The 15915-nt window shown below is 48.7% G+C and carries 14 protein-coding genes; 1 reads left to right on the top strand and 13 read right to left on the bottom strand.

Features of this window, described 5'->3' with window-relative positions; genetic code table 11:
• Positions 1-48: 48 nt before the first annotated feature.
• From DXD04_RS08535 to DXD04_RS08555, 5 genes are all read right to left on the bottom strand, one after another.
• Positions 49-261 (bottom strand): GIY-YIG nuclease family protein, encoded by a 213-nt coding sequence (locus DXD04_RS08535; protein WP_117672603.1) that lies wholly within the window; start codon positions 259-261, stop codon positions 49-51.
• 136 nt (positions 262-397) lie between these two features.
• Positions 398-937 (bottom strand): HD domain-containing protein, encoded by a 540-nt coding sequence (locus tag DXD04_RS08540; RefSeq protein ID WP_181977128.1) that lies wholly within the window; start codon positions 935-937, stop codon positions 398-400.
• A gap of 23 nt (positions 938-960) precedes the next feature.
• Complete coding sequence (thiD, locus tag DXD04_RS08545; RefSeq protein ID WP_117672605.1) at positions 961-1779, bottom strand: bifunctional hydroxymethylpyrimidine kinase/phosphomethylpyrimidine kinase; 819 nt, start codon at positions 1777-1779, stop codon at positions 961-963.
• Positions 1754-2902, bottom strand: coding sequence for an aspartate aminotransferase family protein (locus DXD04_RS08550; RefSeq protein WP_181977131.1), 1149 nt, complete (start codon positions 2900-2902; stop codon positions 1754-1756). The genes thiD and DXD04_RS08550 overlap by 26 nt, the downstream gene beginning before the upstream one ends.
• 36 nt (positions 2903-2938) lie before the next feature.
• Positions 2939-3454, bottom strand: a complete 516-nt coding sequence (locus tag DXD04_RS08555; RefSeq protein WP_117672609.1) for a pyridoxamine 5'-phosphate oxidase family protein — start codon at positions 3452-3454, stop codon at positions 2939-2941.
• Positions 3455-3648: 194 nt separating this feature from the next.
• On the opposite strand from DXD04_RS08555, the gene DXD04_RS08560 reads away from it, so the two are divergent.
• Positions 3649-4338, top strand: a complete 690-nt coding sequence (locus DXD04_RS08560; RefSeq protein WP_177298822.1) for a Crp/Fnr family transcriptional regulator — start codon at positions 3649-3651, stop codon at positions 4336-4338.
• A gap of 63 nt (positions 4339-4401) precedes the next feature.
• On the opposite strand, the gene DXD04_RS08565 is transcribed toward DXD04_RS08560, so the two are convergent.
• From DXD04_RS08565 to DXD04_RS08600, 8 genes are all read right to left on the bottom strand, one after another.
• The gene (locus tag DXD04_RS08565) at positions 4402-5682 is read right to left on the bottom strand and encodes an alginate export family protein (protein ID WP_117672613.1); all 1281 of its coding nucleotides are present in this window, start codon (positions 5680-5682) and stop codon (positions 4402-4404) included.
• A gap of 16 nt (positions 5683-5698) precedes the next feature.
• A complete protein-coding gene (locus DXD04_RS08570) occupies positions 5699-6487 on the bottom strand; it encodes a cytochrome c biogenesis protein (RefSeq protein ID WP_117672708.1) in 789 nt (262 codons plus the stop codon).
• A 10-nt stretch (positions 6488-6497) separates the two neighbouring features.
• Entirely contained in the window at positions 6498-7724 is a 1227-nt protein-coding gene (locus tag DXD04_RS08575; protein ID WP_117672615.1) for a cytochrome c biogenesis ResB family protein, read from the bottom strand.
• Positions 7725-7729: 5 nt separating this feature from the next.
• Positions 7730-9205 (bottom strand): ammonia-forming cytochrome c nitrite reductase, encoded by a 1476-nt coding sequence (gene nrfA, locus DXD04_RS08580; RefSeq protein ID WP_117672617.1) that lies wholly within the window; start codon positions 9203-9205, stop codon positions 7730-7732.
• A 17-nt stretch (positions 9206-9222) separates the two neighbouring features.
• Complete coding sequence (gene nrfH, locus DXD04_RS08585) at positions 9223-9783, bottom strand: cytochrome c nitrite reductase small subunit (RefSeq protein WP_117672710.1); 561 nt, start codon at positions 9781-9783, stop codon at positions 9223-9225.
• Between the two features lie 220 nt (positions 9784-10003).
• Positions 10004-10993: a quinone-dependent dihydroorotate dehydrogenase gene (locus DXD04_RS08590; protein ID WP_181977474.1), complete on the bottom strand. Its 990-nt coding sequence runs from the start codon at positions 10991-10993 to the stop codon at positions 10004-10006.
• Positions 10994-11258: 265 nt separating this feature from the next.
• Positions 11259-14693 carry an AAA family ATPase gene (locus DXD04_RS08595; RefSeq protein WP_117672621.1) on the bottom strand — a complete coding sequence of 1145 codons (3435 nt, stop codon included), beginning with the start codon at positions 14691-14693 and terminating at the stop codon, positions 11259-11261.
• Between the two features lie 3 nt (positions 14694-14696).
• Entirely contained in the window at positions 14697-15911 is a 1215-nt protein-coding gene (locus DXD04_RS08600) for a metallophosphoesterase family protein (RefSeq protein ID WP_117672623.1), read from the bottom strand.
• Between the last annotated feature and the right edge of the window lie 4 nt (positions 15912-15915).

Raw genomic sequence — 15915 nt, forward strand, 5'->3', positions numbered from 1 at the left:
GTTATGCTATTGAGAAAATGTGCAAGGAAAAGAAAAGTTTAAATCACTTCAATGCTCTACTTGTAATCCCAAAGAAATAATCTCTCGAATTAAATTTAATTTTAAGGATACTTCATCCCCTTGTAGGGCTGCCTCACAATGCTGGAAAACACGATTTCCACATCCTTTTCCAATATAGAAGATTTTACCATCTCGAGGGTCTACTAACGAATATACATAGAAACCGAGTTCTTCAATCGATTTATTGCTAAATTTATTCATACCTCTATTATAAAAATACACTGTTTCAAAATTACGGAAAAAACTTCTGTTTCCCAAGTTCTTCTATAGCCCCTAAAAATGATTCAATAACTTCAAAGCCCCCATTCCTGCCACATGCAGAAATGAGGGCTTTTTTTTAGAGCGTATTGTTTTCAACTCCAAACATCGTATCGAGCAATGCCCGTCCTGCCGAGGTTTTGAAAATCTTTTCTTTCACCTTGCGAATAGCATCGGCCGGCAGATTATCTTCGTAAATGTTAACTAGAAAATCGGCTTCCACCAGAATCTGATAGTCTATTCCTGTAATGGAGTCATACGTATGATGATGCCCTACCAGCCAGCATATCCGTTCTATTTGTACTTCAGAAAATGTCCCCATATCCGTCAGCAGTTTCCGGGCTTCGTCCGGACCTTCCAGCTCCTGATGCTTTCCATCGCAGACTCCGTATTTCTGCTCACAAATCCGGATACCAATGTCATGCACAATAGCTGCCGCCTCCAAAATCAGTTGAGTAGCCTCATCCACATGTTCTGCCAAACCAATCATACGGGCAAAATAATGTACTTTTATCAAATGTTGTATACGCTTCGGGTCACCTGCATTATAGGCTACCATTCTGCCTGCCAGTTCATGAAGCTGCCGTTCCGCAGCCCCGATAAATTCAGTTGTTTTCATATTATTTTCGTATTGTTACACATTTATTCTTGTACTTCATAATAAGGATATACAGGACCGAATCCTCTTCCAAACTTAAAGCGGGCTCCTAACTCAATGGACTGCTGAATAAACCTTTCCGCTTCAGCAACAGCAAACTCAATCCCATAACCTTTACTTAAAAAAGTCGCTATTGCAGAAGCAAAACTATCTCCCGTTCCATTTACATTTCGGGTTCGAATTCCTTCCTTCTTGTAAACCTTCATCACCTTCTCCACCGGATTATAATAATAATCGATAAAGAAATCACGGTTCTCCACCGACTTTATAACTACACTATTTCCCCAACGGCTCAAATCCTTCAAACATTCCTCTATATTACCCTCATTCAACTCCTTTCCACACAACCACTCAGCCTCTTTCTTATTCGGAGTTAGGATAGAAGCACGAGGAAATAGGTAATCTTTATAAGCTTGCACCGCATCTTCTTCCAACAATTTGTCACCCGAAGAAGTAACCATGACCGGATCAACGACAACTGGAATCGAGCTATATTCATCTAATATGCCTGCAACAAGCCGAATGATATTTTTAGAATACAACATACCGGTTTTTATGCAATCTGCCCCCACATCTCCAAGGAAAGAACGGATTTGTCCTGCAATCATATCTGCCGGTATCAAGTGTACTCCTTTTACATGAGTTGTGTCCTCATCTACAATACATATCACTGCTCCTGCCGCATACCCTCCACAAGCCACGATGGCTTTCATATCGGCCTGAATCCCCGCTGTTCCTAAAGGTTCGCTACCCGCAACAACGAAAACTTTATAAAGCTTATCTGCTATTTTCATAATATCCATCCAGCACTTTCTTCAAACTCCCTACAAATATATCCACTTCTTTCGTTGAAAGTATCAACGGAGGAAGTATTCTTAATGTATACAACCCGGAATAGCCGGTAAAAATCCGTTCCTCAAACAGCAGGGGTTCGCGTACCTCTTTCACCGGCACGGTCAGTTCCACCCCCACCATCAGTCCACGTCCCCGGATTTCTTTTATAAGCGGAGAGTGCAGTTCCTGCAACCGCTGCATCAGATACGCTCCCGTATGAAGAGCATTCTCTATCAGTTTCTCCTCGCGGATAATTTTCAGCACAGCCAGAGCGGCGGCGCATCCCAAATGATTGCCACCGAACGTCGTACCGAGCATTCCTTTTCGGGCGGCAAACATCGGACTGATCAAGACTCCCGAAAAAGGAAATCCGTTGGCTATCCCCTTAGCCACAGTGATAAGGTCCGGTTTGATGCCAGCCCATTGGTGAGCAAAGAACTTCCCCGTACGACCATAGCCCGACTGTATTTCATCAAGAACCAATACCACCCCATAACGTCTCGTCAGTTCCCTCAATTGCCGCAGAAAGTCCTCATCGGGGACCTGGATTCCCCCTACTCCTGAAATTCCTTCTAGAATTACGGCACACACATCTCCCTTGGCCAACTCCGTTTCCACTTCCTTTATATCCAAGGCCGCAAAATACACGTTATGATTCGTATTAATCGGTGCATGAAGGGCAGGATTGTCCGTCACTTCCACAGCCGCCGACGTGCGCCCATGAAAAGAGTTTCTAAAAGCCACTACCCGTTTTTTTCCCGTATGAAACGAAGCCAGTTTCAGGGCATTTTCGTTGGCTTCTGCTCCCGAGTTGACAAAGAACGCCCGATAATCAGGATACCCCGACAGCTCACCCAGCTCATTAGCCAGTCTTTCCTGCAACTTATTTATGACAGAATTCGAATAAAACATCAGCTGTTGCAGCTGCTCACTCATGCACTTCACCAGATACGGATGCGAATGTCCCACCGAAATCACGGCATGTCCGCCATACAAATCAAGATAGGCCTGCCCCTTCTCGTCATATACCTCACAACCTTTTCCCCTTACGATATTCACGGGAAAAACCGAATACACATCAAACAGTTCCATCATCTTTTACATTTTACGATATAGCCTGCGGCAAGATCATTCCATCCTGCCGTATTTCATTTCATCTCCATTCTTGTCATATTGCTTACGCTTGCCGGTGGGAGGGCTTAATAAAGTAATCCGTACCACCTCCGTACGATGAAGGCTTCTCTGCACCGCCTCATCAAACGCATCCATATGCTTGGGCAGGAAACGTTGACTGATGGCCCGAAGCGCCTCAATCTTCTCTTCCGTATCCGTCACCCGTTCCGCCTTGCCAAAAGCGATGGCCGAACGATATTGAAGTGTAAACGTGCCGTCCTTCGGCCCCACAGTAGGCTGGCACTTCGTAACCGCCGAAAGACATACTTCCGGATGCACGGCAATGGCATCCAGCTTATCCCCTTCAGGAGCACAATGAAAATACCACACGTCATCACTTGTACAAGCCAGTGAAAGCGGCACCCCGTATGCACTTCCGTCGACCCGGGTAAAGCTGACCGTGATATAAGGAGCCCTGCGCATAACCTCCAAAGCCCACTGACTATCCATTTCTCTACTTGCTTTTCTCATCTGTAATTCCTTTTATTCAGATTTTTCCTTTGTATTTGTTTCACAAAAATACGGCTCGCCAGTCAATCTGCATGTAAGATTTATGACAAGGGGATTAATTAACACTCTCACAAAAACAGATTAATCCTGCCTTTCTATTGAAAGTAATAAACAAAAAACATATTTTTGCAAAAGAAAATGCAGAAAGACAGATAATGAAAAGCATACCATTCAACGATTATTACAAGGAAAAACTTTTTTCTATTCCACTCTTTAAAGAACTGCCGGATTACCTGAAAAGTGAGATTCTAAAAAGACTTGACTTCCGTCTTCAGGAAATCAACGAGAATACGGTTATCCTGGAGCAAGGAGATATATGCTGTAATCTGTATGTATTGCTTGAAGGAACCTTGGAGGTGAACATTATCGATGCCAACGGCAATGAAGTCTTAATCGAACACATTGAGTCGCCTAGGGCTTTCGCCACCCCTCACCTGTTCAAGAAAGACAACCGTTTCCCCGCCACATTCCGTACACTGGAAAAGTCTGTCCTCCTGACTGCCACCAAGGACTCCACCTTCCATCTTATCAGCAAATATCCGGATATGCTGAAAAGTTTTCTCTGCGTATCAGGCAACTGCAACGTGTGTACCACCATGCGACTGGACGTGCTGTCACGAAAAACCATTCGCGAAAGAATCCTGGTCTATTTACTGAAACAGCTGGATAAAGACACTTCTACCGTGAAACTGACGCATACCCTTACGCAACTGGCCGAATACATTAACGTGACACGTCCGGCCCTGTCTACCGAATTCAATAAGATGGAAAAAGAAGGCATCCTCAAAAGGAAAGAAGGCAATTACATCGAACTGAACCGAAAAGCCATAAAAGGCATTATATAAAGAACAAGGACCGCTCCTTCAATGTGGAACAGTCCTTGTCCTTTTTTATTGCGCACGTAACTATTATTTTTTGAAAAGAGTCGGATTGACGTTCAAAGACACCCATCCCCAGTCTTGCCAGCTTTTGTGATTTCCTCCTTTCACGACATCCATTGTCGAAGTTCCTCTCATCAGCGAGTAACCCACCGAAAGGCTGACATCTTTCATGATTTTCCAGTCCAGCTGATAATCCAGTTCAGACCCTAAGGTACGGTTCAGGCTCTCCAGCTTCACACCTGTGGCGAAATAATGATAATTCAGTCCCATCGATACAGAAGAAGATACCTTATAACCTACTCCTATCTGCGTGTCAGAAAGTCCCGGTGCATAGCCATTCACAAAATCGGACGCATAAAAATAATCCATTGCTCCGTAAAATTTATGATGAGTGCCATACAGCGGATTAAAAGCCCGGTAAGTGGCATCGGACTTCTTACTACCACTCAGGTAATCAGTTCCCACATTGACCGTCCAGCTGTCATTGATAGAATACGAAGCCCGCACACTTCCCATGAAAGCAGAAACCTTGCGTGCGGATACATTCTTTCCTGTCTGATAATAGAAAGATCCTGACAGATTCCATGAGGCCGGGGTGAATTGTACGTACGTGCCCACCGTCTGCATATATTGTGTATCCGACTCTCGGGTTTCGGCATCACCTCCTTCCTGACCCAGATTCATGGCCAGCACAGAAAGTTTCACAGGTGCAGATGCGAAATCATAATGATACCACAAGGACTGCATATTTTTATAAAGTTTGGTCTTGCTGCTGTCATAATATGTTCCGCCTATCAGGGTCTCGTCATTCTGGTTGAAAGCAAAGATACCATCCAGCTGATGCCCTCCATGTCTGTAGCCTATTTTCAGGGCATCATGATAGCGCCCTGCCACGTTCCAGTCCAGTCCTCCCAAAATGCGCTCATCATCATACACCAGCGACTGCCTTCCCAGCTGCATGAACCACGAGTCATTCAGATGGAATGCAGCCCAAGCCTCGTTCAATATAAAACGCCCGTTTTTGTCAACCAGCGCATCCTGCCCCCACACACCGACATGCTGTGCCGAGAACTTCAACGACAACTTCTTGCGTTCATATCCCAAAGTCAGTCGGGCACGTTCATTGATAAACCCCGCAGGTTTATCACCCTCACCGCGGGGAGACAGCGCGCCATTCCGGTATTCTCCTCTTGTACGAATCTGGGCTGAGGCCCAAAAATGACTTTCTTCATTCTCCTGAGCATGGACCAAGGACACCTGCCCAAGAAGCAAAGCCACCGCCCATGCAGACAAAATTCTTTTTCTCATACTCTCAGCGTTTTTATCAGTTCATATTATAGGTGTGAATACTGCTTCCTTGTGCGGAAGGCAGGTAATTAATGCCCCACCAGCACATCTGCAGAAAAACAAAAGAAATCAGCAGGACCGACAATGACAACCGACGCTTCTGCTGTAACCCTATTCGCATGTGAATGTAAGTAAGATACGAAAACCAGGTCACAGCCGCCCAAGTTTCCTTGGGGTCCCACGCCCAGTAATGTCCCCAGGCTTCCTTCGCCCATAAGGCACCGGTAAGCATTCCCAGTGTCATGAACGACAGTCCGACATATACAAGGTTATCACACAAGGCCATTTCCTTCTCGTCACACCGGTTCTTTCTGACCCAGAGCAGGTAAATGGCCATCACGGCAGAAGCTCCCAGCATGGCATAAGCGAACATATAAATAATGACATGAGGAGCAAACCAGGGACTCTGCAAGGCAGGCATGAGCGCTTTATTGTGTATCTCCGGCTTCAGAATATTCACACAGATAAAAACAACCGACGGCAATGTGCCAAATCCTAATATCCATTTATATTTCCACCTTATGTAAGTAATCAGTCCGGCAAAAGGCAAAAAGAACGAATACCACAAACGGGTTTCTCCCATCGTACGCAGAGGAGGACGCTCCAGTGAATGCCACAACAAGCTGATAAATGTACCAAACACCACAAGCCCTAACACCGTACACGCACATGCGCGCAGACGACTCCCCTTAAAGGCACTCCATGCACCAGCTATCCAGCACAGCACAGCCACCAGGGCAAAATAACTAAACCAGTCCCAATTCAGCATATTCTTCTCAACACTTATTATTCTTCTGGGCCGTTACGAACATGCATACAGCCCCCAACATCATCATTACAATTCCCACATAAACTACCGGAAGCCATGGGTCTGACACCAGTTCAAACACACTGACATCACTCCAGCGACCTTTGCCCTCATCGTAGCTTAACTGATAGATTTTCCAGCCTTCCACTTTCGCCGGCTTATTGACTTCAATTGTCTGCTCAAGCTTTTTTCCTGTCTCTGTATAAATTGTCACCTCAGACGAGAAGCGCCGTGGCTCTCTGTCGGGCATCACCAGGCTGCAGACACTATCGAGCCGGAGCGCCTGATACGGGAACAGAAAACTTCCGCAGCTTACCCAGCCGTCTGCCATCTGCTTTCCATCAGCAGAAGTAGCCCTGACATGGACGGCACACGTAGCTCCCATGCTCGGCCATTCCACGTACCTCACCGTATCTTCTCCTGACACGGAGGCAGCCATATCTATCTTGTTACGTACCTCAATATTCCATCCGGGCAACACACCCTGACTGACACCCTCTTCCAAAAGCAGATGAGCAGGTGCGTTGTCTGGCAAAGCTCTTCCGGTAGCATTGTCTATCAGCATCAGCTTGGGAGGATATTCTTCTATACTGAAATTCTTGAGTTCGATGGCCAGTGGTAACTCGGTTAACTGCCCGTTCGTGTCCGTAGCACGCCATTCAACCTGACCCACACGTGTATTCATCGTCAACCGTTTCATATCGGCACTACCCAGTGTAGCAGATACCAACGCCACGAATAACCCAAAATGATTCAGCAGAAACGGTATCTTCTGAAACCGAAATGAAAATAGGTGCTTGAGCGATACCAGTCCTACGATGGACGTCATCCAAAAATACTCCAACACGAAAGGCCACCATGAAATCATGCGGTTAAACATGGAAATACCCTCAGCAGGTACATGTCCCGGGACCTGCTTAATCATACCCATACAGAATGTAAGGACCGACACAGCTGCCAGCGAAGGAATCGCCGCTTTGTACGACATGGCCCAGCGCACGAAATAAAGCTTTTTCCGCAAAGAATACAATGCCACCAGCCCCACCAGGTAAGCCACTGCCACACACAAATTCAATGGCCAGGAAAAGCTGTTCCAGTCTACTCCACCCGTCATCAAATGAAGAATAAGACCTATGACGAGCAATCCCGCACAGGTCATTATTCCTTCTTTTATCCCCCAAGTATTTTTCCACATAACACTTAAATGATACGTTCCTTCAGTTTTGCTTCTTTCAACCAGTTCGGAACCGTTTCATTCAAGAAACGTTCTTTAGCAGCTTTTTCAGCCGGGATGTCCAGACCTATGAACTCCTGCGCTTTCTCTTTGGTAGAAATATCCGGCATCGGCACACTCTCCGTGTAACCGTGCTTAGCCAGAATACGGACAAGAGAAAGACGGGCCTGCAGTGCTCTGTCCAGTCCATGCGACAGGATTCGCTGAATTTCCTGAGGTGCATGGAAAGCAGCTCCATGAGAAGCTACTCCAAAATCCCAGCGCCACTGAGCTTCACGCAGCAGTTTCAATACCGGTTGCATTTCATTCTCTGTCGCTCCCTTATCCCAGGCGAATTTAGCTTCGATATGTGCCGAAGCCAGTTCTTTTTCCAGACGGGTTCTGATCTCATTGGCCTTACGCTGACGTTCATACACGTTATTGCGCAATGTTTCTTCACTTTCACGATGACACACCTGACACGTACGGTCTATCATGGCAAGCGGACTCTGGATGTGATGGTCACTGAATTTCATTCCTCCCTCACTCTTATACGGCATGTGACAATCGGCACACGATACTCCTCTCTGTCCGTGAATGCCCATCTGCGAAATTTCATAGTCAGGATGCTGTGCCTTGAGAATCGGTGTACGGCTCAAAGCATGCGTATAGTCAGAAAAGCCGGCTTCATCGTAATATTGCTCGATGGCCTCTACCGTCATGCCCTTGTCCCATGGGAAAGTGAGGTACTTGCCGTCTCCTTTAAAGTAATATTCCACATGACACTGTGCACACACCAGCGAGCGCATTTCCTGAGGAGTGGCTTTTGTGATGTCTTTTCCCTGACGGGCAAAAGCTTCAATCAGGGCCGGACGGCTAATATGCAAATCCATTGTTTCTGAATCATGACAATCTGAACAGCCTATCGGATTCACAATCTCATCGCCGAAAGCAGCCCACTTGTTATTGTAGAATGAATCTACCCCTATCTCCTGCATCATGCGCGGTACATCAGGACTCTTGCAGGTCCAGCAAGTAGAGGGCTGAGGGCCGTCTTTTTCACCCTGAGGTGCTCCTGTTCGCAACGTGGCACGAATGTCTTCAATGGCATGCATGTGGCCACGAGGAGTGGCATAGTCTTTTGAAAAGGCATAGCCTGCCCAAAGAATCACCATCTCCGGCCGCTGTGCCAGCACATCCACCTGCACATTTCCGTTGAATTCACTTTCAAAATCTGTACGGGCAGTTTCAGTCCAAGTCTGATATTCTCTCGGGAAATCTCCCTGGAATTTCTCGTTCTGAGCCACAATCCCTTTCATCGGATTCTTCCGGTTATTAAATATGCTTGCCACTTCGGCCCTGCGCTCTGACAACGCAGACACGGCAAGTCCTAAACAAAACACGACGGCCATTGATGCACCAAACAACAGCCATCCCTGCCAAGATTTAAAATTATGAATCATACTATACGAGTTTTAAATTATTCTTTCATCTTTCTCAACCATTCCGGAACTGGTGAATCCGGCAGTGGCACAATGGCCGCCGGTGTGGACGACAGACTGTTCTTTCCTCCATGGGGCACATCGCGGTGGCAATCCCAGCAGGCTTTTCCCTTTCCCACTTCCGACATCATATAGTCTATGCGGCCGGTCTTTACCAGTTCCGTATTCAACTGTTCATGACAGCGGATACAATTGTTCATGATGACCTGTGAACTGGCCGGATGTGCCTGAATGACCTGAGGCTCCGAACTGGTTAGAAAAGCAGCCACGTGCTTCACGCCGTCCATCCCTTTGAACGTCCACTTCTTCAAAAAATTCTCATGTGGCACATGGCAGTCGTTACACGTCGCATTTCGCGAATGAGAGCTGTGCATCCAAGTGGCATAATAAGGTGACATGATGTGGCAATTCACACAAGCCGAAGGCTCGTCGGTGAGATACGTATGTGCTCTCAAGAGGTAAAGGAAGTACAGTCCACCGCCTGCCACCACTCCTGCAATGAGAGCCGTTATCATTTTTTGTCGTTTGGATAGCATCATATAATATACTTTTTTGCAAAAAAAAGATATTATTTCAAATTCAGGTGTAATAAATATGACACCCAGCCCAATTTTGCAGACATATAACATGCGATTCCTACCCAAAAATCACAAAGAACTTGAAGACAACCCTGAAACCTCCCTATAAAATTAAAGCCGACCCATAAGATTATACCTTACAGGTCGGCCACCATCATTTATAAAACATGTACGCCACTGCTTATATTTTCTCGGCAATACGCTTTACCACACCAGGACCTTCATAGATGAAAGCGGAATACACCTGTACGAGGTGAGCTCCCGCATTCCGCATGGCCTTTGCCTCAAACGGTGTCATCACACCTCCCGCACCAATCAGCAACATGTCCTTGGGAGCATGTGCCGACAAATACTTCATCACCTCCAAAGACTTATGAATGACCGGAAGTCCGCTGATGCCTCCGGCTCCTACCCGTTCCACTTCAGCCTGTGCGGAATGAATCAGAAGCGAACGGTCCTGTGTAGGTCCCGTAGCAATGAAACCGTCAATATGATGCACCTTTGCAAATTCAATCACCGCATCCAGTTTCTCCACCGGCACATCGGCAGGCAACTTCAGGAAGACCGGTCTGTGGAAACGCTGTTTGTAGCTCTCGAGTGCAGTCAACACGTCAGTCAGAATCTCAGGCGTCATACTGCCCCAGTTTATCGTATAATAATCCGCATAGGCACTGAAAGTCTCGTACAAATCTGTAATATCTGTCACGGCCCGCTCCACATCGGTCGGAGCATTGGTATTGATATTTACTCCCAAAATGTATTTTCCGTCCCGTTTCCGTTGCAGATTTTTCAGGACAACCTCTTTTCCGGGATTATTGAAGCCCGTACGTGAAACCAGCGCATGATCCTCCGGCAAACGGAAGATTCGGGGGAAAGGATTTCCTGCTACCTTTTCCGGAGTAACGGTTCCCACTTCCAGAAAACCAAAACCCAAATCACTCAGTTCGTCAAAGCAATTCGCCTCTTTGTCGAATCCGGCCGACAGTCCCACCCGATTGGCAAAAGTCAGGTTCCGCCATTGAAACGGTGTTGCCTTCGGACGATAAAATGCACGAAGAAGACATTTCACCGGTGGAAAATGACGATAAACATGAAGTAAAGCAACTATCTGACCGTGAATTTTCTCGGCATCCATACGGAACAACCAGGGACGAAGAATAGATTTGTACATAATCATAATGTTTTTAGTTTCGTGATACAAAAGTACGACATCTATCTGGATTTTTGTCATAAAAAAAAGTTATCCCCTATTACCTGAAAAAACGTAAGTACGTTTGGGTCGAAACACAAGTTCGTTTAAGACAAAACGCAAGTGCGTTTTACTTCAAACGTACTTGCGTTTTACCTGAAATGTCCTTGCGTTTTAGTTCAAACGCAAAGGCGTTTTTTACCAAATCCTAATCTACTAAAAATCAAACATTTACAAAACCCACAATTTACATATTTCCCATCGTATTGACAACCTCCACCCGACTTAGCGTATGGTTTACCCGCTCCACATGAATCTGGGTGGCAATGCGTTCGCGCAGGGCTTCCACGTGACTGATGATGCCTACCTTCTTGCCTCCTATCTGGTGCAACTTCTCAAGTGCTTCCATCACCGTGTTCAGGTAGTCGCTGTCCAGTGTACCGAAACCTTCGTCGATAAACAGCACATCCACCGAAAGACTTTTCCGGTTGAGTGAAGACAATCCCAATGCCAAGGCCAGTGACACCAGGAAGCTCTCCCCACCTGAAATGGTGGATGTGGGACGTTTCACCCCGCCTTGGTATTCATCGCGCAACAGAATGGTAAGTCCACCCGGCGGACACTCCATACGGTAACGGTCGGTCAGCCGGCTCAGGTAATGATTGGCACCGGCCAGCAACTGGCGAAGCACGTAGCTTTGGGCAATGTTACGGAACTTCTTGCCGTCGGCACTGCCGAACAAGGCAGCCACTCCAGCCCAGTTGTCCACTTCCTTTTGCTTCACTTCTATCTGTTCCTTCACTTTCCGGATACGTTGCAGGCACTCTTCGTGATGTGCCAGCATCTGTGCGATGGCTCCCAAACGAGCCAACTTCCCGGTCTGCTGTTCTTCCAGTCGGGAAATGGTTTCCTCTACGACTGCCAGCGTCATCCCTTCGGTTTCCGACGGACGCTGTGCCCGATGTTGCGCCAGTTCCCGACCGACCCGTTCCATTTCTGCCCGCCGACTCGTCAGGTCGTTGTCCAACTTCTGCAAAGTACGGCGTGCCATATTCACTTTCTCCACTTCCAGTCCGGCCAGTTTCTCCAAATACTCACGGGAAATCTCGGGATGATCGACAAGAAAAGCTTCCACTCCGGTGCTTTTTTCCTCCCTCAACTTTTGCGATGTCTTTATGGCATGGCAGACAGAAAGCACGGAAGTGTTCAGCGTGTTCCATTGTCCCGGAAGTCCTTCCGGACACGGCCCGTCGGGTATCGTCTCTGCCGTCTCCAGCTCCCAGGCCGGAAGTTCCGACAAGATGGACTGACGGACGGACTGCACCTGCTCCACCTGAGAAGCCAGCGACTCAACCTTGTGCGAGAGTTGCTCTCTCCTCGTCTGCTGTTCCACATACCGGTCAGTTTCTTTCTTCAAGGCGGTAATGAAGTTTTCGCGGTCGGTCTTCCAAGCTTCTTGCCAAGGCGTAAAGACAATCAAGATCTCTCCTTTCTCCACGCACTGGGAAACGGTCAGTGCCTCACGCGAAAGTGCCTCTTCCAGCATACGCAGCTCGGTTTCCAAACGGGACACGGCTTTGTCGGCTTCCTCAACCTTCCGATGCCATTGCTCGCTGGCAGTGGTCAGTTCCTCCCGTTCCTTCGTCAGACGGTTCAGGCGTTGCTGTCCTTCCTCGGCTTGTTTCCACTGCGCTTCCAGCCGGTCGCATACTTCCAGCTGCGCCGACAAGGCTTGCTCTACCTGAGATACGACCTCGTCCGCTTCTTTCACGGTGGCATAAAGCGGCATATCTGCCACGGCCTTTTCCGCCAGAGAATAAGCTTCTTTTGCAATAGTCTCCTTCTTCGCCTCCATTTCTTCCAGTCGCATCAGAGAACGGACCTCCGCTTCCGCCCGTGCCAGTGCGGTCAAGACTTCCTCCGCCCGACGTGCCTTTTCTTCCAGCAACGCACGGACCGGTTCCAGCAACGACACAAAATGAGCCTCGCTCTTCAAGTCATCACCTACCTCCTTGCCACAAACCGGACACACATCGCCTTTTGACAGACGTGCGCGGGCTTCGCGTGCCCAGTCCTCGCACGACATCCGCTGCTTGTCGTACACCTGCTGCACTTCTTCCTTTTCCTTACGGCAAACTTCAGCCTGCGCTTTCAGTTGCGCTACCGTCTGTTGCTGTTTCCGGCAATCGTCCTGCAAGGTTTTCCGGTTCTTCTGCACATCCAGCCAGGCCTGTTCCTTTTCCGCACGGACAGAAAGTGCCTCCCGCAACTTCTTCCATCCGTCCAGCTGAACGTCTGCCTCCTGCTTCTTCTGCCGAAGTTCCTCCACTTGCAAATCCTCTAACCGCATGCGGCACACTGCCACCTCCTGCTGCTTTTCTTCCGCTACCTTTCGGGCCTGCTCATACGATGCCGTAGCTTCCTGCCGGACTTTCAACGTTTTTTGATGCATTGCCGCCTTGTGCGCTTTTTCTTTCCGGTAATCTTCCGACTGCTGGAACGCGCGCTGAATCTGGTCAGACAAAGCCGAAAGCGATTGCAACGATTCGTACACCGGCACCTTTTCCTGCACACCGGTAAGATAGGTCTCGCACGCCGCCCACTGTTCCCGGCACTGCACCTGCATACGCTCCAGTTGACCCAGGCCAACACTCAACGAACGGTACTTCTCTTTCAGTTGTTCCAGTTCTTCTTCCGACGTACGGATACGCTGCTGCAAGGCCACCTGTTCCGTCCACTGGAAACGCACATCAGCCGTACGGTCCCAGTCATCCAGCAACGATTTGTTGCGCTTGTAATCTTCCGATTCTACCCGTTCCGTCAGTGCCTGAAGCGCCTTTCCGGTCTCCTCCAGATCATGTGCCAACTTCTGCTCGTCGGTCAACCATTTCCGAAGGTCCTGCTCCTGCTTCAACTGTGTGCGGAGCGTAGCAGTTTCTTCTGTCACCTGGCGCTGTTCCGCCTGAAGCGCGGCCAGTTCCTCGTCAGTCAACAACACAATGCCGCCCGTCTGCGCCTTCAGTTCCTGCAGCTCCGCCTCCTTTTCGGTCTTCATCACGTAGATTTCCCGACTGATGCGCGAGTAGATTTCCGTACCTGTCAGTTTCTCCAGGATATTTGATTTTTCCTCCTCCTTGCTTTTCAGGAACTTGGTAAACTCTCCCTGTGCCAGCAGCGTAGTCCGGCAGAACTGCTCAAAGGTGAGACCGATACGCCGCTCTATCTCCGTACGTGTTTCGGTCGACTTATTCGTGAGCGGAGTGCCGTCCTGCAAAGAAAGTGTCCAGACCACTTTCTGAATTTTCCCTCCAGCCTTGTTGCGTGCCCTTGCCACGCTCCACACGGCCCGTAAGGCATCTCCTGCCGCATCCGTAAACCACAGCTCCACTTGTGCCGACACACTGTCGCGCCGCATCAGCATGCGTGAATCGTCAATGCTTACTTCACCCGTGCCGGAAAAGCTGTCGTTCTCGTCCAAGTAGCGTTCATTGGCTGCCTGTTTCAAGCGGGGAGTGGTGTTATAGAGTGCCAGACACACTGCATCCAGCAGCGTCGACTTGCCGGCTCCCGTCGGCCCACAAATCAGGAAGATGGAATCCTCGCCCAGCGGCCCATGCTCAAAATCAATGCACGCCTTCTCGATGGAGGCTATATTTTCAATAATCAGTTTCTGTAATTTCATGTGCTATTCCTCCTCTTGGCTTCGTACCCGTTTCACGGCTTCTTCCAGCATGTCGAGCATTTCCGGAGCGATGTCCCGCTGAAACTTGTCCTGATAATAGATGGCTGCTACCTGCGACGGAGAAAAAGTCTGCAAACGGTCTACATCCAGCTCTGTAATCTCCTTCTGCGTTTCCACTACTTCACGTTCCCACTTGTAACGGCAGAAACGGCACTGCTTATCACGAGCTAACTCGTAGGCCCGCTCCATGCAATAGGCCGGAGGTACATCCTGAATACGGACGTGCAACTGCACATACATCTTTTCCTCATCGGGAATGGCCTGCAACACCTCCAATGCCTCTTCCTGCGACACGGCCCGCGAAGGCAGCACTTTTAAGGGCCACACATTCCGCACCGGCAAGGTGCGCACTTCGGGCATAGCACCGTGTGCAGCCAGTTCTACCAGACTGACGGAATGCCCGTAACTCTCGTCAAAGTTGACCGGAAGCGGGGAGCCGCAATAACGGGCCCGTCCGCCGAGCAAGGTTTGCGGAAAATGGATGTGTCCTAAGGCCAAGTAATCGTATCCCTCCCCCATCAGGCGGATGTCCGTGTATTCCATGCCGCCGCGTCCGTCGTCCTGTCCGGTAATGTCACTTCCCGTCAGGGCCAGGTGGGCCATCAGCGCCACCGGAAGATTCCCCTGGTTTCGTTCCTCCACACGGTTCAGTAAAGTTTGGATAAAATGATGTTGCCGCTCTTCACGTGGGACTTCTTCATCGAGCGCCGGAAAGTTTTGCGGATACACATGAGGCAGGGCTATCACATAGCCTTTCAATTCGCCGCAACCGTTCTTCACTTCCACGATATGACGTTCCAGGTCTACCTGGCCGGCTTCATCCCTTCGGATAGAACCCACCACAGTGACTCCGGCATACTTCCACAGATTCCGGTTGATTTCCAGCTTGGAACTGCTGTCGTGATTACCTGCCGTGATGATAATCTGCATGGAAGGGCAGGTTTCATGAAATTCCACCAGCGCATCCGTGTACAACCGCTGGGCGGCTGCCGAAGGACTGCAATAATGAAACACGTCGCCCGACACGATCAACGCGTCGGGCTGTTCTGTGGCTACCCAGTGGCACAACTGCCGCAGAAAGTCTTGCTGTTCTTCGCTGCGGTCGTATTCAAACAGTTGCTGCCCCAGATGCCAGTCACTAGTATGTAATATTTTCATCCGT

Source organism: Phocaeicola plebeius (assembly GCF_003437535.1).
Lineage (GTDB): Bacteria > Bacteroidota > Bacteroidia > Bacteroidales > Bacteroidaceae > Phocaeicola > Phocaeicola plebeius_A.

Bases quoted from the DNA above. Each gene is read 5' to 3' on its own strand.
- DXD04_RS08535 (WP_117672603.1), bottom strand. From the start codon at position 261: ATGAATAAATTTAGCAATAAATCGATTGAAGAACTCGGTTTCTATGTA.
- DXD04_RS08540 (WP_181977128.1), bottom strand. From the start codon at position 937: ATGAAAACAACTGAATTTATCGGGGCTGCGGAACGGCAGCTTCATGAA.
- thiD (WP_117672605.1), bottom strand. From the start codon at position 1,779: ATGGATATTATGAAAATAGCAGATAAGCTTTATAAAGTTTTCGTTGTT.
- DXD04_RS08550 (WP_181977131.1), bottom strand. From the start codon at position 2,902: ATGGAACTGTTTGATGTGTATTCGGTTTTTCCCGTGAATATCGTAAGG.
- DXD04_RS08555 (WP_117672609.1), bottom strand. From the start codon at position 3,454: ATGAGAAAAGCAAGTAGAGAAATGGATAGTCAGTGGGCTTTGGAGGTT.
- DXD04_RS08560 (WP_177298822.1), top strand. From the start codon at position 3,649: ATGAAAAGCATACCATTCAACGATTATTACAAGGAAAAACTTTTTTCT.
- DXD04_RS08565 (WP_117672613.1), bottom strand. From the start codon at position 5,682: ATGAGAAAAAGAATTTTGTCTGCATGGGCGGTGGCTTTGCTTCTTGGG.
- DXD04_RS08575 (WP_117672615.1), bottom strand. From the start codon at position 7,724: ATGTGGAAAAATACTTGGGGGATAAAAGAAGGAATAATGACCTGTGCG.
- nrfA (WP_117672617.1), bottom strand. From the start codon at position 9,205: ATGATTCATAATTTTAAATCTTGGCAGGGATGGCTGTTGTTTGGTGCA.
- nrfH (WP_117672710.1), bottom strand. From the start codon at position 9,783: ATGATGCTATCCAAACGACAAAAAATGATAACGGCTCTCATTGCAGGA.
- DXD04_RS08590 (WP_181977474.1), bottom strand. From the start codon at position 10,993: ATGTACAAATCTATTCTTCGTCCCTGGTTGTTCCGTATGGATGCCGAG.
- DXD04_RS08595 (WP_117672621.1), bottom strand. From the start codon at position 14,693: ATGAAATTACAGAAACTGATTATTGAAAATATAGCCTCCATCGAGAAG.
- DXD04_RS08600 (WP_117672623.1), bottom strand. From the start codon at position 15,911: ATGAAAATATTACATACTAGTGACTGGCATCTGGGGCAGCAACTGTTT.